Origin of the sequence: Bradyrhizobium sp. CCGB01 (genome assembly GCF_024199795.1) — a bacterium.
Classification (GTDB): domain Bacteria; phylum Pseudomonadota; class Alphaproteobacteria; order Rhizobiales; family Xanthobacteraceae; genus Bradyrhizobium.
In genome coordinates, this window is sequence record NZ_JANADK010000001.1 from 6,916,920 (window position 1) to 6,942,524 (window position 25,605).

Below are 25,605 nucleotides of genomic sequence, written 5' to 3' on the forward strand. Positions count from 1 at the left end.
TCACTCCGCCGGTTCAGTAACCGTATCCTGCGCGATCGTCGACGCCGCCGCCGGCACGAGCAGGCCGCAGATCTCATCGAGCAGGCCGATATCCTTCAGAATTGTGAAATGGTTGTCGCCTGCGACACCGCGATCGATGGCCGTCGGCAGTTGCAGTTCCAGCCGATCGCGCTGCGCCACGCGGACCGACGTCCACCAGCAGAGCGGCGTGGCTTCGAGGCCGCGCGGCAGCGTGGCGTTCTGCGCCAGCCTGTTGAGATGCCGTCCGACCGCGAAGGCGGCGGACAGGTCGTCTGCGCCGAGCAACGCGTCGTCGGCCTGCACCCTCCGGCCCTGCTCCAGAACAGTCGCCACCAGATCGCGGATGTTCTCCGGCGTCTCCCGCAGGTCAGCGCGTTTCGCTGCCTCGACCTGCGCATCGATGCGAAAGGCCGCCGCGTTCGGAAGAACCGCCGACAGCAATCCGGCGAGATCATCGACCCAGTGGGACATCGTCTCTTGCCGGCTCGATCCATCCCGCTGCCGCGGCACGAAGCTGTCGACCATCGCAAGACGATCGACGCGCTCGCCGCCGCGTTCGAGATCGGCTGCGACGAGGCTGGCCAGAAGCCCTCCCAGCGACCAGCCGACCAGGCTGTAGGGGCCCCGCGGCTGCATCCGCCGGATCTCGGTCGCATAGTCCATCACCATCGCTTCGAGCGAGCTGTCGGTCCACGAACTGTCGACCAGCATTCTCGACTGCAGCCCGATCACCTGGCGGTGTCCTTCGAGGCGGCGCGCCAGCGGCCCATAATCGAAGACCGTGCCGAAGCCGCCATGCACGCAGAACACCGGATTGAGGCCGCGAACCACGGCATTCAGCGGCAGCAACGCCGATGGCGCCGCCGCAACGGCGGACGCCGCGGTGGCGTTGCCGGCGAGCAGCGCACGGATCGTCGGCTTCTGAAGCAGATCGCGCAGCTTGATCTCGATTCCGAACGTCTTGTCCTGACGGAGCCGCGCCACGACCTTGAGGCACAGAATCGAATTGCCGCCCAGCTCGAAGAAATTGTCGGTGACCCCGACCTCCGGCACTTTCAGAATTTCGGACCACAGGCGGGCCATCGCGATCTCTGCCGGGCCTCGCGGCGCGACGAAGCTTCGCAGCGACGCGTCGGGAGCCGGCAACGCACGGCGGTCGATCTTGCCGCTCGACAATGTCGGCAGTCGCTCCAGCACCATGATCCGCGCCGGCACCATATAGGCCGGCAGGATCTGCTTCAGGAAGGCGATCAAACGCTCGACCAGGCTCGCGGCTGCATCGGGCGTGGCGCCGCCTGCCGCCTTCGGCGCGACATAGGCAATGAGCTGATTTCCGGCTGCGCCCGGCACTGCCACAACCGCGGCTTGTGCGATCGCCTCGTGACGAAGCAGCGACGTCTGGATCTCTCCGAGCTCGATCCGGAAGCCGTTGACCTTGACCTGGTCGTCGCTGCGGCCGAGATATTCGACGATGCCGTCTTCGCGCCATCGCGCCAGGTCGCCGGTGCGGTACAGCCGGGCGCCCGGCACCGCCGAGAACGGGTCAGGCACGAAGCGCTCCGCGGTCATGCCGGCCTTGCCGTGATAACCGCGCGCCAGCCCGAAGCCTCCGAGATAGAGCTCGCCTGCGACACCGGCGGGAATGATGTCGAGCGCGCCATCGAGAATGTAGGCGCGGCGGTCACCGACCGGAACGCCGATCGGCGCATATGGCGTGTCGCATTCGGACGCGCCGTCAACCTTCCAGACCAGGGGTGTGACGACGGTTTCGGTCGGGCCATAACCATTGATCAGGATGCGCGGCTTGAGAACGCGCCTGACCTTGTCGAAGCCCGCCTTCGGCATCGCCTCGCCGCCGAACGAGTAGAGCTTGACCGGCGGCGGGTTGCCGCTCTGCTCGACGTGCTCCGCGACCTGCTGGAGATAGGCCGGCGGCAATCCGATATGGCTGACGCGATGGGCGTGCAGGTTTTCGACGGTCTGCTCTGGCGTCCACAATTCGGCGTCACGCATCAACAGCCGCGCGCCATGCGACAGGACCGTCAGCCAACGCTCATGGGCGCCGTCGAAGGCCAGCGACAGGAAGTGCAGTTCGCAGGAGCTTTCGTCGATCTCGTAGAGGCTCCCGGTGACGTGACAGTGCATCGCCAGCGGCCCATGGGCGACGGCGACGCCCTTCGGCGTCCCCGTCGAACCCGAAGTGTAGATCAGATAGGCCAGGTTTTCAGGATGCAACTCGGGTTGCGGCGGATGGCCGGGTCCCGCGTCGAAATCGAACGTGGACAGCGCGATCCTTTCCACACCATCCGGGCTGCCCCCGATCTCGAGCCGTCCCGTCAACAGGAACGCGATTGCGGCATCGCGCATGACGAATGCATGCCGCTCGGATGGCAGCTCAGGATCAAGCGGAACGTAAGCCCCGCCTGCCTTGAGCACAGCCAGCAACGCGATCATCGTGATCTCAGATCGCTCGACCACGACGCCGACGCGCTGCTCGGGTTTGAGCCCGCGGGCGATCAGGTGATGGGCCAGACGATTGGCCCGGCGCTCAAGCTCTCCGAACGAGAGCACTGTGCCGCCGATGGTCAGGGCCGTCCGCCCCGGATGACGCTGCGCGTGGCCGCTGATCGCCTCGTGCACCAGCGGCAGCGGAGCACTTGACGTGGCGTTACGATTGCAGCGTTCGGCAAGCGCAGCGTCGGCGTTCGTGACGGGATCGATGCCGCCAAGCAGAGCCGTGGCGTCCCGCGTCAGCGCCGCCAGCAAATGCTCGAACTGCGCCTTGATCTGCGTGGCCTGCGCCCCGGTGAAATGGCTCGGCATATAGGTGTATTCGACTTGAAGCGTGTCTTCGACCAGCACCGACAGGTCCATCGGGTAGTTCGTCACGTCAACATTCCGCAGGTCGCTGAACTGCAATGCGCCCGCGCCGCGATGCATGCTGCGTTCGATCGGATAGTTCTCGAAGACGATGATGCTGTCGAACATCGTCTGACCGGCGCGGCCGGCCCAGCCCTGGATGTCATAGAGCGGTGTATGCTCGTAATCCCGGATCGCCGAATTGCGGTCCTGCAGCGCGCGCAGCCATTCTCCGATAGAGCTGGCGGACGGAAGCGTTTCGATCACGGGCAGCGTATTGATGAAGAGCCCGAGCATCTGCTGCGATCCGTCGAGACTGGCCGGACGACCGGCCACCGTCACACCGAAGGTCACGGTGTTCTGGCCCGTATAACGCTGTAGCAGCAGCGCCCACACGCCCTGGACGATGGTGTTCAACGTGATCCGCTCGCGGCGCGCGAACGCCTTCAGCTCCGCGGTCGCCGTCTCTCCGAGACGCGTGTAGCAGCGTTCGTGGCCGGATACCTGATGGCGGCGCGCGCCGAAGGCGTCGGCCAGCTGCGTCGGCTGGTCGAAGCTCTTGAGCTGCTCACGCCAGAAAGCTTCGGCTGCCTTGGCATCCTGCGCCAGCAGCCAGGCGATGTAGTCGCGGTAGCGCGTCGCGTTCGCCGTAGGCGTGCCGCCGTAATAGCACTCCAGGACTTCTCCGACGAACCTGGCTGAACTCCAGCCGTCCATCAGGATGTGATGATAGGTCCAGATCAGCCGATATAGGTCGTCCTGCAGCCGCAGCAGCCGCACCCGCTGTAGTGGCGGTGCCTGAAGATCGAACTCGGCGGCGCGCTCCTCGGCAAGGGCAGCGGCAATCCGTTCGTCGCCGATCTCCTGCCCGCGCCAGTCGTCCTGCTCGAACGGCACGACGATGTCGCGATAGACGGCTTGCAGTGGAGAGCCGGAGAGCTCGCGCCACAAGAAGCCGGTTCGTAGCATCTGATGACGCGCGCTCACCTCACGCCATGCCGTGTCGAGGCGTCCCGGATCGAGGCCCCGGATCTCGACGCTGACCTGGTTGACATAGACGCCGCTGCCGGCATCGCGCAGGCTATGAAACAGCATGCCCTGCTGCATCGGCGACAACGGATAGACGTCCTCGATGCGGCTCAAGTCCAGACCGAGCCGCTCGAGCTGCTCGCCGGACAGCCCCGAGAGCGAGCCACGTTGTGAGGTCGCGTCGTCCTTGCCAGGGCCGACATCGCGGGACGCCGCCGCCAGTGTTTCGATGGTCTGATGCCGGAAGACATCGCGCGGCTCGATGAGCACGCCTTCGCGCCGCGCGCGGCTCACCATTTGCAGCGAGATGATCGAATCGCCGCCGAGCTCGAAGAAATTGTCGGTGACGCCGACTTTGGGCTGGCGCAGCAGATCGGCCCAGATCGCGGCCAGCGCCGCCTCGGCCGGCGTGCGCGGCGCGACATGCTCGACGGACGCCGCGAGCTGATCCGGCGCCGGCAGCGCCTTGCGGTCGATCTTGCCATTCGGCGTCAGCGGCAGGCGATCCAGCACCGCGATCCGCGCCGGGACCATGTAGTCCGGCAGCACCGCGGACAAGGCCGCCTTGAGCGCGGCCCCATCCAACGCTTCGCCGCTGACATAGCCGACCAGCTGGCGGCCGGTGCCGGCCTCGCGCGCCACCACCACGGCCGCGCGCACACCTTGCTGCCCCAGAAGCTGCGCCTCGATCTCGCCGAGCTCGATGCGGAAGCCGCGGATCTTCACCTGGTGGTCGGCGCGGCCGACATAGTCGAGCACGCCGTCGGGTCGCCACCGCGCCACGTCGCCGGTGCGGTACAGCCGCGCGCCCGCTGGACCGAACGGATCGGGGATGAAGCGCTCCGCCGTCAGCCCGCCGCGCCGCCAATAGCCGCGCGCCAGCCCCGCTCCGCCGATATAGAGCTCGCCGGCAACGCCGACCGGCGCCAGGTTGAGATCGCCGTCGAGAATGTGCAGCGTGGTGTTACCGATCGGGCCGCCCAGCAGCGGACGATCGTTCGCCTTATCGAGCCGGTGACGGGCCGACCACACCGTGGTCTCGGTCGGACCGTACAGGTTCCAGACCTCGCCGGCCTGCCCCACCAGCCGCCGCGCCAGATCCGGCGGCAGCGCCTCGCCGCCGCACAGCACCCGGCAGCTTGCCGGCAGCGAGCGACCTTCCTGATCGAGCAGCATCCGCCAGGTCGATGGCGTTGCCTGGATCAAGGATACGCCGTGCCGCTCCACGATCGCCTTGAGCTTGACCGGATCCTGCGCCGCCGCACGATCCGCCAGCACCACGCAGGCGCCGATCGTCAGCGGCAGCCACAGCTCCAGGACCGCGATGTCGAAGGACAGCGAGGTCAAGCCGAGCACGCGGTCGGCGGCCGTCATGCCGGGCTGCTCCGCCATGGTCGCCATGAAATTGGTCACCGCGTGGTGGCGGACCATCACGCCCTTCGGCAGGCCGGTCGAACCGGAAGTGTAGATCACATAGGCGAGGCTCTCGGCGTGAACGGCGACATCGAGATTGCCGGCATCGCCACCCTCGCCGTCCTGCCCGTCGAGCAGCCAGGCCTCGGCGCCGGTCTCCTCCAGCACCGCGGCGAACTGATCGCGCAATTCCTTCTGCGTCAGCACCAGCGCTGCGCCGCTGTCGCGCAGCATGTGCGCCAGCCGTTCCGGCGGGTAATCCGGATCGAGCGGCAGATAGGCCCCGCCGGCCTTCAACACGGCCACCAGAGCAACCAGCATCTCGACGCCCCGGTCGAGCGCCAGCCCGACCACGACGTCGGTCCCGACGCCGTGATCCCGCAATCGCCGCGCCAGCCGGTTGGCACGCGCGTTCAGCGCGGCGTAACTCAGCTCCGTCTCGCCGACCACCAGCGCTATCGCTTCGGGTGACTTCCGGACCTGCGCCTCAAATTGCGCGACGATTCCCTTGCGCAGCTGGTCTCGTCGCGTGTCGTTCGCCCGTGCGAGGAGGACGTCATCCGTGGGATCGCAGGCCGCAATCGCGCCGACCGGTCGATTGGCATCGATGCTCAGTGCTTCGATCAGCCGCACAAAGGCGCGCTGTAGCCGCGCGATCTGCGCCTCATCAAAATGCGCGCGCTGATAGTTGAAGACGAGACGCAGACGCTCATCGACGCCGACACTTGCGAACAGCGGATAATTGCTGGTCTCGACGATCCGGGTCTCACCCACCTGGATCTGCCGGTTCTTTCCGATCAGTGCGTGGTCAACCGGGTAATTCTCGAACACCAGGATGCTGTCGAACAGCGGCCGTCCGGGGCGTCCTGCCAGGCGCTGGATTTCGTAGAGCGGCGTCGAGCCGAATTCGCGCAGGGCCAGATTGCAATCCTGCAACTCGCGCAGCCATGCCCCGACAGTCTGCTGCGGGCTGACGTCGTCGACGACCGGCAACGTGTTGATGAACAAGCCGACCATCTCTTCAGCGCCGGCGAGCTCCGGCGGCCTGCCCGACACGGTGACACCGAAGCAAACCCTGCCCTGCCCGGTATGCTGCCGCAGCAACTGCGCCCATGCCGCCTGCACCAGCGTATTCATCGTGATGCGCTCGCGCACCGCAAATTCCTGCAACCGTCCGGTCACGGCAGGATCCAGCTCCAGCGCAAGCATGCCGTGGCCGGATGATTCCGCGCCCGTTGGTTCAGCCAAGCCGCCCGCCAGGAAACTCGGCTCGTCCAGCCCAGCCGTCGCGTTGCGCCAGAACGCCGCCGATGCGGCGCCATCACGGTCCTTCAGCCACGCGATGTAGTCGCGATAGCGGTGCTGCAACGCCGGCAGACGTCCCTCGCCGTTGTGCTGCATCACCTCGGCGATCAACCGCGCCGAGCTCCACCCGTCGAGCAGGATGTGATGGTGCGTCCAGATCAGCCAATGCCGGTCTTCGCCGAGCCGGATCAGCCGGACCCGCTGCAAGGGCGGCCGTGACAGGTCGAATCCTGCGGCCTGCTCCTGCCGCGAGACGTCCGCCAGCGCCGCGTCTAGTTGGGCCTGGTCCCACCCCACAATCCGCGTCCGCCAATCGTCCTCGGTAAAGGGCACCTCGGCCCGCCGATAGACGATCTGTTGCGACGCGCCGGACAGGTCACGCCAGACGAATCCCGTCCGCAGCACCGCATGGCGATCGCTGGCCGCCTGCCAGGCGCGGTGTAGCTTTCCGGCATCAAGGCCGTGGATCTCCGCGGCGACCTGATTGACGTAGACCCCGCTCTCGCCGTCGTGCATCGCGTGGAACAACATGCCCTGCTGCATCGGCGACAATGGATAGATGTCCTCGATCTCGCGCCAGTCGAGCGCAAGCCTGTCGAGCTCGACCTGATCGAGTCCCGACAACGCCACGTCTGATGGCGTCAGGCCGCAGGCGCCGCCGGTGCAGTGTTCGACCAGCTCGCGCAGTGCAGCCTCGTACAACGCGGCCAGTCGCTCGACCGTCTCGCGCCGATAGCGCTTGCGACCGAAGCCGAACGACAGCCGCAACCGGCCATCGCGCACCGTGCCGTTCACGCTCAGCCAGCGTCGTAGCACGCTCGATGCATCGCGCGACGGACCGGCGCTTTCCGCTGCCATCGTAAACAGCGCGGCCTCATCGTCACCGCCGTCGATCTGGCCGAGATAGTTGAAGGCAATCTTCGGCTCACTGAGGTTCGACAGCGCCATGCGTTGCTCTTCGGAGCCGAGATGCCGCAAGACACCATAACCCAGCCCGCGGTCGGGAATCCCGCGAAGCTCCTCCTTCACGGTCTTGATCAAGAGCGAGGACTCTTGCGAGCCGCCAGCCAGCCGCACGGGAAAGGCCGTCGTGAACCAGCCAACCGTGCGCGAGAGGTCAAGATCGCCGGACAGGTGCTCGCGGCCATGACCTTCCAGCTCGATGAGAACGTCATCCTGCCCGCTCCACCGCCAGACGGCGCGTGCAAGGCCAGCAAGAAGAAGATCATTGATCTGCGTGCGATAGGCTGACGGCGCATCCCTCAGCAGGCGCTGCGTCCATTCGCTTTCGAACGACAGCAGGACCTCATCGGCATCCGCAATGCGATCGATGCCCACATGATCGTCATCGCATGGAATATCCGCATTCGCACCGCGGCCGATCCAATAGGACAGTTCCGTCGCCAGTTCGGGCAACGTTGCGTAGGCTCGCAAGCGCTGTCCCCACAGCGCGTAGGCGTGGCTCTTCGGCGGAAGTGCAACTGTGGTGTCGCCTCTGGCAAGCTGCGTGTACGCAGAAGCGACGTCGTCTAGCAGAATTCGCCATGACACACCGTCGACCACCAGATGGTGGATCACGATCAAGAATCGCTGGCTGCCGTCGGAGAGATCGATGCCGACCGCCCGCAACAGCAATCCGCTGGAAATCGACAGGCTTTCCTGCGCCGACGACGCCAGTGCCGTCACGGCCTCGCGGTCAACCGCCCGCCGGACCCAGAGCAGCGCGTCCGCGGCCGGAGCAGCACCGTGCTCGGCACGCCAGCCCCCCTGGCTCTCCTCGAAGCGAAGGCGCAGCGCGTCATGATGATCGATCACGGCGGCGAGCGCGCGCCGCATCACGTCCCAGTCGAGGCGATCCTTCGGCTGCAACAGCACCGCCTGGTTCCAGTGATCGCGATGTCCTGTGTCTTCGGCAAAGAAGCGGGACTGAATCGGCAACAGCGGATGCGGGCCGCTGACCTGCCCCTGATCGGCGAGCGTCCCGGTGCGCTGCTCGGTTCGAGCCGTGAGCGCCAGCGCTTCCAGCGTCTGATGCTGAAAGACGTCGCGGGGCTCGATCAGATATCCGGCGCGCCGGGCGCGGCTCACCATCTGGAGCGAGATGATCGAATCGCCGCCGAGCTCGAAAAAATTGTCGGTGAGGCTAACGGCCGACCGGCCGAGCAGCACGGCCCAGATCGCCGCAAAGGCCATCTCGGCCGGCGTGCGTGGCGCCTGATGCTCCGCATCCCCATGGGCCACGTCGGGAGCCGGCAGCGCATGGCGATCCACCTTGCCGCTCGGCATCAGGGGCAGCCGCTCCAGCACCGCGATTCTCGGCGGCACCATGTAATCGGGCAAGACGGCCGAGAGCGCCGTCCGCAGCGTTGCCTCTTCCAATTCACGCGTGCCGCTGACGTAGCCAACGAGCTGGCGGCCGGCGCCGACCTCGCGCGCCACCACGACTGCCGAGCGAACGCCGGGCTGCTCGAGCAGCCGCGCCTCGATCTCGCCGAGCTCGATGCGGAAGCCGCGAATCTTGATCTGGTGATCCCCGCGCCCGACATAGTCGATCGCGCCATCGGCGCGCCAGCGCGCCAGATCTCCCGACCGATAGAGCCGCTCGCCGGTCTCGCCGAAGGGATCGGGAATGAAGCGCTCCGCCGACAGCTTTTCGCGCCGCCAATAGCCCCGCGCCAATCCAGCCCCACCTATGAACAACTCGCCGGTGACGCCCGCCGGAACCATGTTCAGATCGGTGTCGAGAATACGAATCGTCACGCCGGGAATGGGCCGTCCGATCGGCACGCGCGCGGCACCCTCGTCACGACAGTTCCAGTAGGTGGCGTTGATCAGCGCTTCGGTCGGACCGTAGCGATTGTCGAACCGTACATTGGGGAACGCCGCAAGCACGCGCGTCATCAGTTCGAGCGACAGCGCCTCGCCTCCGGCAAACAGGCGCTTGAGCGAGGTGCAGCGTGTCGCGCCGGGCTCGGTCACAAAATGCTCGAGCATCTGCGGCACGAAATGCAGCGTCGTCACGTCGTGCGCGATGACGGCGTCCACCAGAAGCCGCGGCTCGCGATGCGTCCCCGGAGCCGCGATCGCAAGCCGCGCGCCGATCACCAGCGGCCACAGAATCTCCCAGACCGAGACGTCGAAGCTGAACGGTGTCTTGTGCAGCAAGGTCTCATCGACATCGAGGCGATATTCCGCTTGCATCCAGCCGAGCCGAGCCGCGAGCGCGCGATGCGAGCAGGCGACGCCCTTGGGCACACCGGTCGACCCCGACGTGTACATGACATAGGCCAGGCTGTCCGGATGAAGTGACGCATCTAGATTGCCGGCGAGCCCCTCGATGCCAGATACGTTCTCTCCATCGATGGACCAGGCCTCAGTGCCCGCATCCGCGATCACTGCCTCCAGACGCGGGAGCAGCCGTTCCTGGGTGAGCAACAGGGCTGTTCCACTGTCGCCCAGCATGTGAAGGAGGCGATCGGACGGATAGTCAGGATCGAGCGGCAAATAGACGCCGCCGGCCTTCAACACGGCGAGGACGCCGACGATCAGCTCGACGCTGCGCTCGATCGCTATTCCGACCAGCCGGTCACGACCGATCCCGTGGTCTCGCAGCCGCCACGCCAGCCGATTGGCGCGTGCATTCAGTTCGCCATAGCTGATCTGTTGGTCACCGAAAACCAATGCGATCGACGATGGCGAGGCCGCAGCACGGGCCTCGATCTGCGCGACGATGCTGTCGCCAAGCTTCGGCGTCCTCTCGACGCTGCCAGTCCAGCCGAGCACCTTCCGCATCTCGTCCGCATCGAGGCTGTCGAGTGCGCCAAGCGGCCGCGACGCGTCAGCCACGATCCGGGCCAGCAGCCGCGACAGCGAGGCTTGCAGATACCTGATCTGGTCGTCATCGAAGCGACCGCGGTCGTAGCGAAAACCCAGATTGATGCCCTCCGACTTGGCGAACACCGCGACTGTCAGCGCATAATTGGTGATCGAGATCTGCTCGACCCGGCCGAACTGGCGTCCGCTTTCGTTCTCGCCTCGCAGCGCCTGATCGATCGGGTAGTTCTCGAACACGAGGATATTGTCGAACAGCGCGCGCCCGGAGCTGCCGGCAAGACGCTGAATATCATAGAGCGGCATCCAGCCGTGATCGCGCAAATCCGTGTTACGCGCCTGGAGGTCACGCAGCCATGCTCCGACTTCGGCTTGCGGGCTTGTCTGTTCGACGACGGGCAGCGTGTTGATAAACAAGCCGACCATGTCCTCGGCTCCGCTGATCTCGGCCGGCCGGCCCGATACCGTCGCGCCGAAACAGACCGCGCGTTGGCCGGTGTGACGACGCAGCAGCCGCGCCCACGCGCCTTGCACCAGCGTGTTCAGCGTGACGCGCTCCCGCCTGGCAAATGCTTGCAGGCTTGCCGTCAGGTCGGCCGCGAGGAGCAGGTCCAGCGAGCCGTGGCCAGACGCTCCCCTCCTGGCCGGTCCTCCCAGCGTGTCTGCGAGAAAACTGGGCTCCTCCAATTCTGCCAATGCGGAGCGCCAGAACGCCGTCGACACATTGCGGTCTTGCTTTTGCAGCCACTCGATGTAGTCGCGATAGCGGCCCGTTACGGACGGCAAGCGCTCGCCGCGCTCGTGCTGCAAGATCTCGGCCATCAGACGTGCCGCGCTCCAACCGTCGAGCAGGATATGGTGATGCGTCCAGATCAGCCAGTGGCGTGCGTCGTCGAGCCGGATCAGCCGCACCCGCTGCAGCGGCGCGCGCGCCAAGTCGAATGCTTGGTCGCGATCAGCTCGCGAGACGCGTGCCAGCGCGGCCCGGAGCTCTTCGTCGTCCATGGAGGCGGCCTGCGCGCGCCAGTCTTCTTCCTCAAATGGCAGATTCGCAGAGCGATAGACCACCTGCTGCGCCGCCCCCGACAGTTCGCGCCAAGCAAATCCGGTTCGCAACACGGCGTGCCGCGCGCTGACCTCGTGCCAGGCTGCGCGCAGCCTGCCAGCATCGAGGCCGCGGACCTCCAGGCCGATCTGATTGACGTAGTTGCCGCTCTCGCCATCACTCAGAGCGTGGAACAGCATGCCCTGCTGCATCGGCGACAACGGATAGATATCCTCGATCTCACGGCAGTCGATCGTCGCGACCAGCGCGTCGAGATCACCCTGGTTCAGGTCCGACAACGCGAAGTCCGAAGGCGTCACGCCGCGCGCGCCACCCGTGCAGTGGTCGACCAGCTCGCGCAAGGCCGCAGCGTAATGCTCCGCGAGACGTTCGATCGTTGTCCGCCGGTAACGCCGGCGGCCATAGCTGAACGACAGGCGCAATTGCCCTTCGCCGACTTGGCCGTTGATGCTCACCCAGCGACCAAGCGGCGCGCTGTCGCTGCGCGACGGTCCGGAGCTCTCTGGCGCGAGCCGGAACGGCGCGCCCTCACCCATGCTGGAATCGAACTGGCCGAGATAGTTGAAGACGATGCGCGGCTCGGGAAGCGCCTCCAGCGCGCTACGCTGCACCTCGGTGCCGAGATGGCGCAGGACGCCGTAACCCAGCCCGCGGTTGGGAACGGCGCGAAGCTCCTCCTTGACGGATTTGATCAGCGCGGCGGCGTCACCGGAGCCGCCCGGCAGGCGCACCGGAAAAGCCGTGGTGAACCAGCCAATGGTGCGGGACACGTCCACGCCCGCGAAGATGTCCTCGCGACCATGCCCTTCGAGCTCGACGACGACATCCTCAATTCCGCTCCAGCGCGAGACCGCTCGCGCAAGCGCGGCCAGCAGGAGATCATTGACCTGAGTGCGATAAGCGGATGGCGCTTCCTTCAGCAGCCGCGCGGTCAATCCCGCGTCGAATGCCAGCAGAATTTCCTCACCGTCGGCAACCCTGTCAACGCTGCCATGATCATCGTCGCAGGGAAACTCGGCACGTGATTGACGTTCCAGCCAATAGCCGAGCTCGGCCGCCAGCTCATCGGCACCGCCATAGGCGTGCAACCGCGCGCCCCAAGATGCATAGGGCTCGCTCCTCGCCAGTGCGACCGCGGCCGCACCTTGGCGGAGCTGATTGTACGCCGTCGCAAAATCTTCGAGCAGCACACGCCATGACACGCCATCAATGACGAGATGATGCACCACCACCAGAAGCCGCTGGCTGCCGTCCGCAAGGTCCATACCGACCACACGCAGCAGCGGTCCGGCCAGCGAGAGGCTGGCCTGAGCTTCAGAAGCAACTTTCGTGACCGCGACAGCGTCGCAGACGTCGCTGCGAATCCAGAGCAGCTCCGATGTCGCCAGCGGCGAGCCATGGGTCGCACGCCAGACGCCATCCATCTCCTCGAAGCATAGGCGCAAAGCCGCGTGATGAGCCACAAGGGCATCGACCGTGCGTTCGACAAGTCTCCAATCGAGCCGCGACTTCGGCATCAACAGAACCGCCTGGTTCCAATGATGGCGGTCCCCCGCATCCTCGCCAAAGAACCGCAACTGGATCGGCAGCAGCGGATGCTCGCGGCCCTCGATATCGAGCTCTGGGGCGACATCTTCCGCCCTGCCTTCGCTGCGCGCCACGCGCGCCAGATCCTGCAAGGTCTGATGTCGAAAGACGTCTCGCGGCTCGATCAGCAGGCCCGCCTGGCGGGCGCGGCCAACCAGTTGCAATGAGATGATGGAATCGCCACCGAGCTCGAAGAAATTGTCCTCGACACCGATGACGGGCTGGCCGAGCAGCTCGGCCCAGATCGCGGCGAGCACCGTCTCGGCCGCCGAGCGCGGCGCGACATGTGCGGCGGTTGCGGTGGGTGTCTCGGGCGCTGGCAGGGCGTCGCGATCCACCTTGCCGTGCGCCGTAAGCGGCAGCCGCTCGAGCCTGACGATCCGGGCCGGCACCATGTAGTCGGGCAGTTCGTCCGAGAGTGCCGCACGCATCGCCGTTTCGTCGAACAGACCATCGCCGGCAACATAGCCGACCAATTGCCGGCCGACGCCGGCTTCGCGGGCGATGACGACGGCCGACTGCACGCCGGACTGCCGCATCAGCCATGCCTCGATTTCGCCGAGCTCGATCCGGAAGCCGCGGATCTTCACCTGGTGATCGGAGCGGCCGACATATTCGATCACGTCGTCGGCGCGCCATCGCGCCAGATCGCCAGTACGATAGAGCCGAGCCCCCGGCACACCAAAGGGATCGGGAACGAAGCGCGCGGCCGTGAGCTCGGCGCGCCGCCAATAACCGCGCGCCAGTCCCTCGCCGCCGATGAACAGCTCGCCGGTCACGCCGACCGGAACGATGTTGAGATCACTGTCCAGAATGTAGGCCGAACGACGGCCGACCGGACGACCGATCGGCGCGTAATTGCCATCGATCTCCTCGCTGGCATCGACTTTCCAGACCAGCGGCGTCACCACGGTTTCGGTCGGGCCGTAACCGTTGATCAATGTCCGCGGCCTGAGCGCACGCTTGACCTTGTCGAAGCCTGCCTTGGGCATCGCCTCGCCGCCGAACGAGTAGAGCTCCACCGGTGGCGGATCGCCACGCCACATCGCGAAGTCGGCGAGCTGTTGCAGGTAGGCGGGCGGAAATCCGGCGTTGGTGACGCGCTGCCGACGCAGAACATCGATGGTCTGCTCCGCCGACCACAAATCGGCATCGCGCATCACGAGCGTTGCACCGCAGGTCAGCGCGGTCCAGAGCCGCTCATGGGCACCATCGAAGGTGAAGGACAGGAAGTGCAGCTCGCGCGACTGCCGGTCCATGTCGTAGAGCCTGGCCGTCACCTCGCAATGCATCGCGAACGGACCGTGCTCGACCGCGACACCCTTGGGGATGCCGGTGGAGCCGGAAGTGTAGATCACATAGGCAAGGCTGGTCGCGGCCACCGCGATCTCCGAATCGCTTTCGCTCTCCCGGGCGAGGTCGATCGCATCGAGCGGGACGACCTCGATGCCGGGTGGCGGCGGCGCCAGTGCCGAGCCATCCGCGTCAACCAGCACGACACGCGCACCGGCATCGCGCATGGTGCCGACCTGCCGCCTCACGGGATGCTCGGGATCGAGCGGCAGATAGGCGGCACCCGTCTTCAAAATGGCGAGCAGGGCCACAACGAGATACGGCGAGCGTCGTGCCGAGACGCCGACGAGATCGGAATGCCTGACGCCCAGCCGCAACAGATAGTGCGCGAGCCGATTGGCGCGACGGTTGAGCTCGGCATAGGTGATTTCATCATCGCCGAAGACCAGCGCCGGCGCGGCGGGCGTTTCGGCCGCCAGCCGTGCGACCGTCCGGTGCACCGGCGTGAACGGTGTGCTTGTCGTTCCACCATCCGCATCGTTCCATTGGCGCAGCCTCTCCAGCTCCTGTTCGGAGAGCAGCGCCACATCGGCGATGGATTGCGTGTCGTCAGTGACCATCGCCTTCAGGATCGTAGTCCAGTGCGCGGCAAGGCGCTCGATCGTCGCTGCCTCGAACAGCGCCGTCGCATAAGTGAAGATCGCGCGAATTTCGCCCGACGGCCCCTCGTCGGTGTCGAGCGCGAGGTCGAACTTGACCGTATCGACGTCGGCGTCGATCGTCTCGATCTGGAGGCTGGTGCGATCCGGCGGATGGCCTGACGCCCGACGGCGCTGGTGATTGTAGAGGACCTGGAAGAGCGGATTCTGGCTCAGGCTGCGCGCGGGCTGGTGGATCTCGAGCAGTCGCTCGAACGGAAGATCCTGGTTTTCCTGTGCCTCGATCGTGGCCGCATGGACCGCCGCGATGAGGTCCGCGATCCCAATGCGGCCGTCGATCTGCGTGCGAAGCACCTGGGTGTTGACGAACAAGCCGATCAACCCGCGCGTTTCATCGCGGTGCCGATTGGCCACGGGCACGCCGATGTTGATATCGGATTGACCGGTGTAGCGATAGAGCAGCAGTTTGAAGCTCGCCAGCAAGACGACGAACAGCGTCGTGCGGTGTCGCCGCGCCAGAGCGCGCAAGCCATCGGCCAGCACCGGATCGAGCGGGATGCGGCGTGCCGACCCGGCAAGATCCGGGACCGCCGGCCGCGCCCGGTCGATCGGCAGCTGGAGCACGGCCGGATCGGCAAGGCGCTTGGTCCAGTAGTCGGCCTGCCGCGTGCCGTCGACCGCGCTCATCCAGAGCCGCTGCCACTCGGCGTAGTCGGCATAGTCGATCTCTGGCTCCGGCAGGACCGGTGTTTCGCCGCATGCAAATGCCGCGTACAGCTTCCAGAATTCGTCGACCAGAACGCCCATCGACCAGCCGTCGGTGACGATATGGTGCAGGCTCACGACGAGGATGTGGTCGCCCTCGTCCAGCGTCAGCAACGCCACGCGCATGAGCGGGCCGGCTTCGAGATCGAACGGCAGCGAGGCTTCCTGCCGCGCCAGCGAACGCGCCTGCGCTTCGCGGTCATCGCCGTTGAAGGTCACATAGCGCACCGCGACCGGTTGCGGCTCCCCTATGAATTGTTCGGCTATCTCGCCTTCCTGCCGAAACACGGTGCGAAGCGCACTATGGCGGGCGACCAGTGCATCGAACGCCTGTTGCAAGGCGCGCGGTTGCAGCGTGCCGCGCACGCGCACCGTCGCCGAGATGTTGTAGGCGGCGCTGCCCGGATCCATCCGCCAAAGAAACCAGAGGCGAGATTGTGCAAAGGACAGCGGCGCCCGCTTCCGCTCCTGGTGCACGATCGGCAGCATGGCGAGATTGACGCCCTTCGCTGCGAGCTGCGACAGGAATGCGTGCTGCTTGCCGGCATCGAGGCGCATGAGCCGCCGTGAGACGTCGCGCAGCTGCTGCTTTTGCGTGGTTGCCGTGTCACTCATCGGACAGTTCGACTTCCTTCAACATATCGAGCATCGCGGCAATGTCGCCGCTCCGCTTATCGGTTTCGCCCTCCAGGCCCAGCCCAGCCGCCATGGTTTCAACAGTCGTCATTTCGAACAGACGGTTGAGCGGCAGATCGTGGCCGAGATCGCGCTTGATGCGGCTGACGAGCTGGACGGCGATCAGGGAATCGCCGCCGAGCTCGAAGAAATTGTCGGTGACGCCGACTTTGGGCTGGCGCAGCAGATCGGCCCAGATCGCGGCCAGCGCCGCCTCGGCCGGCGTGCGCGGCGCGACATGCTCGACGGACGCCGCGAGCTGATCCGGCGCCGGCAGCGCCTTGCGGTCGATCTTGCCATTCGGCGTCAGCGGCAGGCGATCCAGCACCGCGATCCGCGCCGGGACCATGTAGTCCGGCAGCACCGCGGACAAGGCCGCCTTGAGCGCGGCCCCATCCAACGCTTCGCCGCTGACATAGCCGACCAGCTGGCGGCCGGTGCCGGCCTCGCGCGCCACCACCACGGCCGCGCGCACACCTTGCTGCCCCAGAAGCTGCGCCTCGATCTCGCCGAGCTCGATGCGGAAGCCGCGGATCTTCACCTGGTGGTCGGCGCGGCCGACATAGTCGAGCACGCCGTCGGGTCGCCACCGCGCCACGTCGCCGGTGCGGTACAGCCGCGCGCCCGCTGGACCGAACGGATCGGGGATGAAGCGCTCCGCCGTCAGCCCGCCGCGCCGCCAATAGCCGCGCGCCAGCCCCGCTCCGCCGATATAGAGCTCGCCGGCAACGCCGACCGGCGCCAGGTTGAGATCGCCGTCGAGAATGTGCAGCGTGGTGTTACCGATCGGGCCGCCCAGCAGCGGACGATCGTTCGCCTTATCGAGCCGGTGACGGGCCGACCACACCGTGGTCTCGGTCGGACCGTACAGGTTCCAGACCTCGCCGGCCTGCCCCACCAGCCGCCGCGCCAGATCCGGCGGCAGCGCCTCGCCGCCGCACAGCACCCGGCAGCTTGCCGGCAGCGAGCGACCTTCCTGATCGAGCAGCATCCGCCAGGTCGATGGCGTTGCCTGGATCAAGGATACGCCGTGCCGCTCCACGATCGCCTTGAGCTTGACCGGATCCTGCGCCGCCGCACGATCCGCCAGCACCACGCAGGCGCCGATCGTCAGCGGCAGCCACAGCTCCAGGACCGCGATGTCGAAGGACAGCGAGGTCAAGCCGAGCACGCGGTCGGCGGCCGTCATGCCGGGCTGCTCCGCCATGGTCGCCATGAAATTGGTCACCGCGTGGTGGCGGACCATCACGCCCTTCGGCAGGCCGGTCGAACCGGAAGTGTAGATCACATAGGCGAGGCTCTCGGCGTGAACGGCGACATCGAGATTGCCGGCATCGCCACCCTCGCCGTCCTGCCCGTCGAGCAGCCAGGCCTCGGCGCCGGTCTCCTCCAGCACCGCGGCGAACTGATCGCGCAATTCCTTCTGCGTCAGCACCAGCGCTGCGCCGCTGTCGCGCAGCATGTGCGCCAGCCGTTCCGGCGGGTAATCCGGATCGAGCGGCAGATAGGCCCCGCCGGCCTTCAACACGGCCACCAGAGCAACCAGCATCTCGACGCCCCGGTCGAGCGCCAGCCCGACCACGACGTCGGTCCCGACGCCGTGATCCCGCAATCGCCGCGCCAGCCGGTTGGCACGCGCGTTCAGCGCGGCGTAACTCAGCTCCGTCTCGCCGACCACCAGCGCTATCGCTTCGGGTGACTTCCGGACCTGCGCCTCAAATTGCGCGACGAACGACCCCAATTCCAGATATTGCGCCTGCGTCCGATTCCACGTCTCCAGCAAAAGCTGGCGCTCCTCGGGAGGCAGAATGTCGAGTTGTCGGACCGGCGTGCGCGGCGCATGTTCCAGCACCTCCGCCAATTGATCGAGTGCCTGCTGCATCAACGCGCAGATACGATCAGCCGAGAGCGGAGGGACGACCTGAGCGGTCAGACCAAGTGCCTGACCATAATCCTCGACGGCCAGCATCAGGGGGTAATTGGTGCGCTCTTCGCCTCCGAGCCATTCGATACCGGAGCCACCACTGTCGGCGGTCAAATCAACCGGCATTGCATTATGCCGATAGTTCAGAATCGAGCTGAACAGAGGCGCCGACGCCGCGACGCCGCTGCATCGTTGCGCAAGCGCCAAAGAGGCGTGCTCGTGCGCCATCAGCTCGGTCAGCCTATTATGCGCATCACGAACACTGTCTTCGACCGCCGTATCATCGAGATCGAGCCGCAGCGGCAAGGTGTTGATGAACAAGCCCATGGTGCGATCGCCGCCGGCACCGGCCTGCATGCGACCGAACAGGACGGTCCCGAACACGACGTGCTCGCGCCCGCTGGTTCGCGCCACCACCTGTCCCCAGGCAAGATGGCAAAGGCTGGCGAGGCTGACGCCCAACCGCCGCGCCTGGGCACGAAGCCTTGCGCTCAGTTGTTCAGGTAGTATCCGCCGGGCTTCGGTCACGCCGCCACCGTCGCCGTGCACCCGGTCCAGCCCAAACGGCGTCGTCGGCTCGTCGATGCCGGCGAGCATGCCATGGAAGAAGCGCTCATGCTCGGCGGTGGCCGCCGATCCGCGCGCCTGCGCCACCAGATTCCGGAACGGATATGGCGGCGGCAACTCGTGGCTCCGCCCGGACAAGATCTTCCCGACCTCGTCGTGCATCACCTCCAGTGTGGAGTGGTCGCCGATCAGGTGATGCAGCAGGACCAGGAGCAGCCAGCGCCCTCGGTCAGGATCGGCAGCGACTGCAAATCGCAGCAGCGGCGGCTGGCCGAGATCGATCCGATGGAAACGCGGATCGAATCGTCGCGCGAGTTGCTCATCGGCGGGGCCTTCGCCATCCAGCACGACCTCGCTGACAACCAAGGGAGCCTGCCGCCAGACCACCTGCGCCGGCGTGGACAGTCCATTCCACACAATGGACGTTCGCAGAATGTCGTGGCGGCTCACCACCTGCTGAACCGCGTCGAGATAGCGATCGAGCAGATCGCGGCTGGCAAATGCCATCCTGCCGACCAGCAGATATGGATCTCCCTCCTTCGACAGCAGATGGTGAAAGAGGATACCATCCTGGAGCGGCGACAGGCCGTAAATGTCCTGGATGTTAGCGACACCGCCGGGAACTCCGGCCACGATGGTGTCGATGTCGTATTGCGTTAGCGCGATCAGCGGCAACAATTCGGGCGTGATTGCCGTCGCCTGCCGCGTGATCTGGTTAGCTGGAACGTCGGCTTCTCTGCCGCCATCGAGGCCAGCAGCAAAATCGGCCAGCACCGGCTTTGCGAACAGCGTGCGCGCGTCCGCACTGAGTGCATGCCGCTGCAACCGCTCCAGCATCCGGACCGCAAGCAACGAGTGGCCACCGAGCTCAAAGAAGTGGTCGGTGCGTCCGATCCGATCGACGCGCAACAGCTCGGCCCAGACGTTCGCGACGATCTGCTCAACATCGCCTCGCGGTGGCTCGAAGCGGCGCCGCCCGTACGCATCGTCCTCCGGCGCCGGCAGCGCCTTGCGGTCGATCTTGCCGTTCGGCGTGAGCGGCAGTGCATCGAGGCGCACAAAGGCTGACGGCACCATGTAGTCCGGCAGGCGCGCACGCAGGTGATCGCGCATCGCGCAGGCAAATTCACCGGCGTTGAGCCCCGCACCGTCCCCGCGACGCGCGGCCACATAAGCGACCAGTCGCGAGTCGCCGCCGGGATGCCGGTGCACCAGCGCGATGGAGTCGGCCACGTCGGCGTGCTCGTTGAGACGAAACTCGATCTCACCGAGCTCGATGCGGAAGCCGCGGATCTTGACCTGATGGTCGTTGCGGCCGAGAAACGCGATATTGCCATCGGGCAAGTAGCGCCCGAGATCGCCGGTGCGATACATGCGCGCGGCAGCATCGCGGTGGAAGGGATCGCGCACGAAGCGCTCCGCCGTCAGGTCGGCGCGGTTGAGATAGCCGCGCGCAACTCCGGCTCCACCGATCCAGATTTCACCCACCGCGCCGAGAGGAACGGGCACGCCGAACCGATCCAGAAGATAGATCCGCGCATTTGGCAGCGGTCGACCGATCGGAGCAGCGTCGCCATCGAAGCCCGGAGGCCGCAGCCAGCTCGTGGCGCAGACCGTTGCTTCCGTCGGCCCGTAACCGTTGAAGACGGCGACGCCAGCAGGCAATCCCTTGATCAGCTCGGCCCTGGGCAATTCACCGGCAAGGACAAGAACCCGCAGAGAGGCAAGTCGGTCGAGATCGGTCCGCCCGTGCAGCATCGCCGGCGGCAAGGTCGCATGCGTAATCTCGTTGTCCGCAAGGAAGCCGAGCAATTCCGAAGTGTTCTGATGCTCTCGCGAGCCCGCCAGAAACAGCGCGGCGCCCGAGCACAGCGCCATGACGATTTCCCAGATGCTGGCATCGAAGCTGAACGAGGCAAACTGCACGACGCGGCTGTGCGAATTGACGTCAAATAGCGCCCGTTGCGCCAGCGCCAGATTCACCAGGCCACGGTGCTCGACCATCACCCCCTTCGGCCGGCCGGTCGAGCCGGACGTATAGATAATGTAAGCGAGGTTTCGCGAGGTCAGTCCCTGGACGAGGTCGCTTGGATCCGGTGTCGCCTGCGCCGTGACGGCGGATGCATTCGCCTCCGGATCGACGATCTCACAGGTCCCATCCAGGAAAATCGCTCTTCTCGCTTCGTCAGCGATCAGCACCTTCGGCTTGGCATCATCGACAATCTGACGCAGCCGCTCCGCTGGATAGGCGGGATCGAGCGGCAGATAGGCACCGCCCGCCTTCAGCACGGCCAGCAGGCTCACCACCATGGCAATACCGCGCGGCAGACAGATTGCGACGGGCTGATCCGGCACCACACCCAAGGCCATCATGCGCCGCGCAAGCCGGCTCGCCCTGGCATCGAGGTCGCCATAGTTCAGGCAAACGCCCTCGTGCACCAGGGCGACGGCCTCCGGCGTTCTTCTCATCTGCTCCGCAAACAATTCATGAATGCAGCGCTCGGAGGGAACCGGTGCTGCGGTCTCGTTCCATGTATCGAGAACGCGGTTGCGCTCTTCCGCACCAACGATATCGATCCGCTCGACCGCCTGGTCCGCATCAGCAACCATGGCCCGCAGCAGGACCAACAGGTAGTCCCGGTGGCGCCTGATCGTCGTCTCGTCAAACAGCGCCGTCGCATAGTTCAAGGACCCGACGATACGTCCGTCCAGCTCGCCCAGACCAAGCTCGAGATCGAACTTGACCTGCTGGAGCGGGATATCGGCGACCTCGGCCTTGAGGCCGGGCAGCTCGAGGGCCCCCGTTTCGTTGCTCTGCCAGGCGAACACGACTTGAAAGACCGGCGTCTGCTCCAGCCCTCGCAGCGGCTGGGCGATCTCGACGACCTGCTCGAACGGCAGATCCTGATGATCCTGCGCGGCCAGCGCCGCGGCGCGCACGCGACGGAGCAGTTCGGCGACGCTGGGCCCAGCCGAGAGATCGATGCGGACGGCCAGCATGTTGACGAAGAACCCGATCAGGCCCTCGATCTCGGGTCTGTTTCGATTTGCGGTCGGCGTACCGATCACGATGTCCGTCTGCCCGGAGAGCCTTGATAGCACCGCCGCCCAGGCCGCCAGCACCGTCATGAATGAGCTGGCGCCGAGCGATTGGCCCAGCCGCCGGATGCCGGATACCAACTCCGCATCGATATCGATCGGCAGAGATGCGCCTGCGAGCGACCTGACCGGCGGACGCGGCCGATCCGTCGGCAATTCGAGCATGGCCGGGGCATCCGCGAGCGCCTCCCGCCAATAGTCAACCTGCCGCTGCAATCGCTCGCCGCGAAGCCATTGCCGCTGCCAGGCGGCATAGTCGGGATACTGGATTGCCAATGGCGGCAGGAAATCGTCCTTGCCGGCGACGAAGGCCCGGTAGAGACCACCCAGCTCGCGTATGATCACACCGATCGACCAGCCGTCGGAGACGATGTGATGCTGGGTGAGCAGGAAGAGATGTTCCCGCTCCTCCGTCCGGATCAGCCGGCCGCGGATCAACGGTCCCGCGGCGAGATCGAACGGCATCGCAGCCTCCTCGCGGCAGAGGCGCGCGAGCTCCTGCTCGCGATCGTCCCGGCCGCGCAGATCGTGTTCGAGCAGCGGCACGCGTTCATGCGCGGGCAGCAGCATCACGTGCGGCTGTTCGTCGATCATGCGAAAGACGCTGCGCAGCGCTTCGTGGCGCGCGAACAAACGGTCGATGCTCCGACGCAGCGCCTCGACATCGAGCACACCCGAGAGCCGCAATGCTCCGCGAATGTGATAGCTCGAATTGGCACCATCGAGTTGCGCCAACAGCCAAAGCCGCTGCTGCGCAAAGGACATCTCGAGTGATCCGTCGCGCGCCACCACAGGAATCGCGGTGGCACCGCTCCTGTCGGCGTTCCGGCCGCGGTCTCTGGCGAGCGAGACGAGCTTTCTCATCTGCGCGGGATCCAGATCTCGCAAGCTCGGTTTTGCCGTGTCGGCCATGCTCACTGCTCCGCCCCAACCAGTTCCTGGAGCTCTTCGGCGTCGAACTCCTGTTCGATCAGCCTGATCGACACGACGCGCGCAAACGACACGAGATCCGGATGAGCGAACAGATCCGACACCGCGATCGGCACGCCGATCTCCTGTGACACCCGGCTGAGCACCCGCACGGCAAGCAAGGAATGTCCGCCAAGCTCGAAGAAGTGATCGTTGCGTCCGACCTGGTCGACATCGAGCAGCTCCGCCCAGATCCGGGCCAGCGCAAGCTCGATCTCGTCCTCGGGCGGTTCATAGGAGCGGCGCATCAGCGCATCCTCGCCCGGCGCCGGCAGTGCCCGCCGATCGATCTTCCCATTCGGGGTGAGCGGCAGCTGCTCCAGCACCGTGACCGTCGATGGCACCATGTAATCGGGCAGAATGGCCGACAATGCGTCGCGCAACGCGCGGCCGTCGAGTAAGGGGTCACCGCTGGCATAGGCGAACAACTGGCGTCCGGTCCTGCCCTCGCCGGCCACCACGGCCGCCGCACGCACACCGCGCTGATCGAGCAGGCGCGCCTCGATCTCGCCGAGCTCGATGCGGAAGCCGCGGATCTTCACCTGCTGGTCGGCACGGCCGACATATTCGATCACGCCATCGTCGCGCCAGCGCGCGAGATCCCCGGTGCGATAGAGGCGCATGCCGCTGTCGTCGAACGGATCCGGGACGAACCGTTCGGCGGTCAGCGCCCCCCGGTTCAGATAGCCGCGGGCCAGGCCAACCCCACCGATGAACAGCTCGCCGGTCACACCAACGGGAACGATGTTGAGGTCGGAATCGAGGATGTGCGCGGATCTCACGCCGACGGGCCGTCCGATCGGCGCGGACTGGCCAGGCGTCAACGTGGCTTCGTCGACGATCCATGCTGTCGGCGCGATCACCGTCTCAGTCGGACCATAGGCGTTGACCAGAAGGTCGACATCGGCAGCCCCGCGCAATGCCTTGATCCCGGTATCCGACCACGCCTCGCCGCCGACGATACAGGCCCTCATCGCCAGCCTGCGCCCGCTCAGCCGCAACGCCGCGCTCAATTGATCCGCATAGGCCGGCGGAAGAAAGATCGAGGTCACCGAATTGCGCGCGATCTCGCTAACGAGATCGTCGATCAAAAGGCCGGGTTTCGACGGCAGGACGAGCGACCCGCCCGTCATCAGCGGCACCAGCCATCGCTCGTGGGCAATATCGAAACTGATCGACGCCGTCTGGAACTCGCGGTCGCGGGACGTCATGCGGTACAGCCTTCCGATCGCTTCGCAATGCATGGCCAGCGGCCCACGCGCAACAGCCACGCCCTTCGGCATGCCGGTCGACCCCGACGTGTAGATGACATAGGCCAGGCTGTCGGGATGGATTTCGACGTTCAGATTACCGCTGTCTTCGCCGGCGGGCGGCGATAGCTCATCGATGCAGAGCGCCTCGACTCCGGCGTCGCGTAGCACCGGCAAGAGCTGCTCCAGCAGCCAGCCTTGCGTCAAGACCAACGCCGCGCCGCTGTCACGCAGCATGTAGGCAAGGCGCTCGGCCGGATAGTCCGGATCGAGCGGCAAATAGGCGCCGCCGGCCTTCAGGACCGCGAGCAGCGCAATGATCATGTCCGGGCTTCGCGTCAGGGCAATGCCGACCAGTCGATCTGGACCGAGATTCCAGAGGCGCAGCCGCCGTGCGAGCGCGTTAGCACGCGCGTTCAACTCGCCATAGCAGATGTGCTGGTCGCCCCAGACAAGGGCAACGGCAGACGGCGCCTGCGCGGCCTGCGCTTCGATATGCGTCACAACGTCGGCAGAGGAAGCCGGCGGCGCCCCCGCTGCGCCGCTCCATCCGAAGATTCGTCGCGCATCTTGATCGGTGACCGATCGGAGATCACCGAGCACGCGCTCCGCATTCGCTACGATCCGTTCCAGCAGATCATGCAGAATATCGCGAAGACGCAGGATGGCCGCCTCATCGAACCGGCACCGATCATAATTAAATTCGATATTCAGCCTGTCGCTTGCGGCGAACACGGCAACCGCCAGCGCATAGTTCGTCGGCGTCACATGCGCCACACGCCCGAGCCGAGGGCCGCCCTCCCCGCCCCGGAGCAATCCCTCGTCGATCGGATAGTTCTCAAACACCAGGATGCTGTCGAATAGCGGCTGCCCGGCATGGCCTGCGAGGCGCTGAATCTCATAGAGCGGCGTCCAGCCATGCTCGCGCAGAGTCAGGTTCTGTTCCTGCAACTGGCGCAGCCAATCGCCGACGATGGCCTGCGGGTTCGGTGCATCGACGATGGGGAGCGTGTTGATGAAGAGGCCCACCATCTCCTCTGAGCCGGGCAATTCGGCCGGACGGCCCGATATGGTCACGCCGAAGCAGACCGCGGACTGACCTGAATGTCTGCGCAACAACTGTGCCCACGCTCCTTGTATGAGCGTGTTGAGCGTCACCCGCTCGCGCTTGGCGAACGATTTCAGACGCTCGGTCAGCCTCGCGTCCACCGCAAGCCCGACACTGGCGTGCCCCTCGGCCCCGGAGATCTTGCTGATCGCGTTCGCAAGCAATGTCGGCGTTTCGAGCCCCGC

General features: G+C 66.0%; 3 protein-coding genes (1 of these 3 cut by a window edge). All 3 read right to left on the reverse strand.

The window, feature by feature from the left end; genetic code table 11:
• Tightly spaced (each overlapping or abutting the next), the 3 genes in view from NLM25_RS32430 to NLM25_RS32440 form a layout consistent with a single transcriptional unit that may run on beyond the window.
• The gene (locus NLM25_RS32430; RefSeq protein ID WP_254139740.1) at window positions 1-16,443 is read right to left on the reverse strand and encodes a non-ribosomal peptide synthase/polyketide synthase; all 16,443 of its coding nucleotides are present in this window, start codon (window positions 16,441-16,443) and stop codon (window positions 1-3) included.
• On the reverse strand, window positions 16,436-23,011 hold the full coding sequence (locus NLM25_RS32435; RefSeq protein WP_375167854.1) for an amino acid adenylation domain-containing protein: 6,576 nt from the start codon (window positions 23,009-23,011) through the stop codon (window positions 16,436-16,438). The genes NLM25_RS32430 and NLM25_RS32435 overlap by 8 nt, the downstream gene beginning before the upstream one ends.
• On the reverse strand, window positions 23,008-25,605 hold the 3' end of the coding sequence (locus NLM25_RS32440) for a non-ribosomal peptide synthetase (RefSeq protein WP_254139742.1). The gene runs 7,140 nt beyond the window's last position; 2,598 of the gene's 9,738 nt are visible here — the last part of the coding sequence; the start codon falls outside the window, past its right edge — the gene reads right to left on this strand; the stop codon is at window positions 23,008-23,010. Before NLM25_RS32440 ends, NLM25_RS32435 begins: the two co-directional genes overlap by 4 nt.

Coding starts and splice junctions, on each gene's coding strand:
- NLM25_RS32430 (WP_254139740.1), bottom strand. CDS start 16,443: ATGAGTGACACGGCAACCACGCAAAAGCAGCAGCTGCGCGACGTCTCA.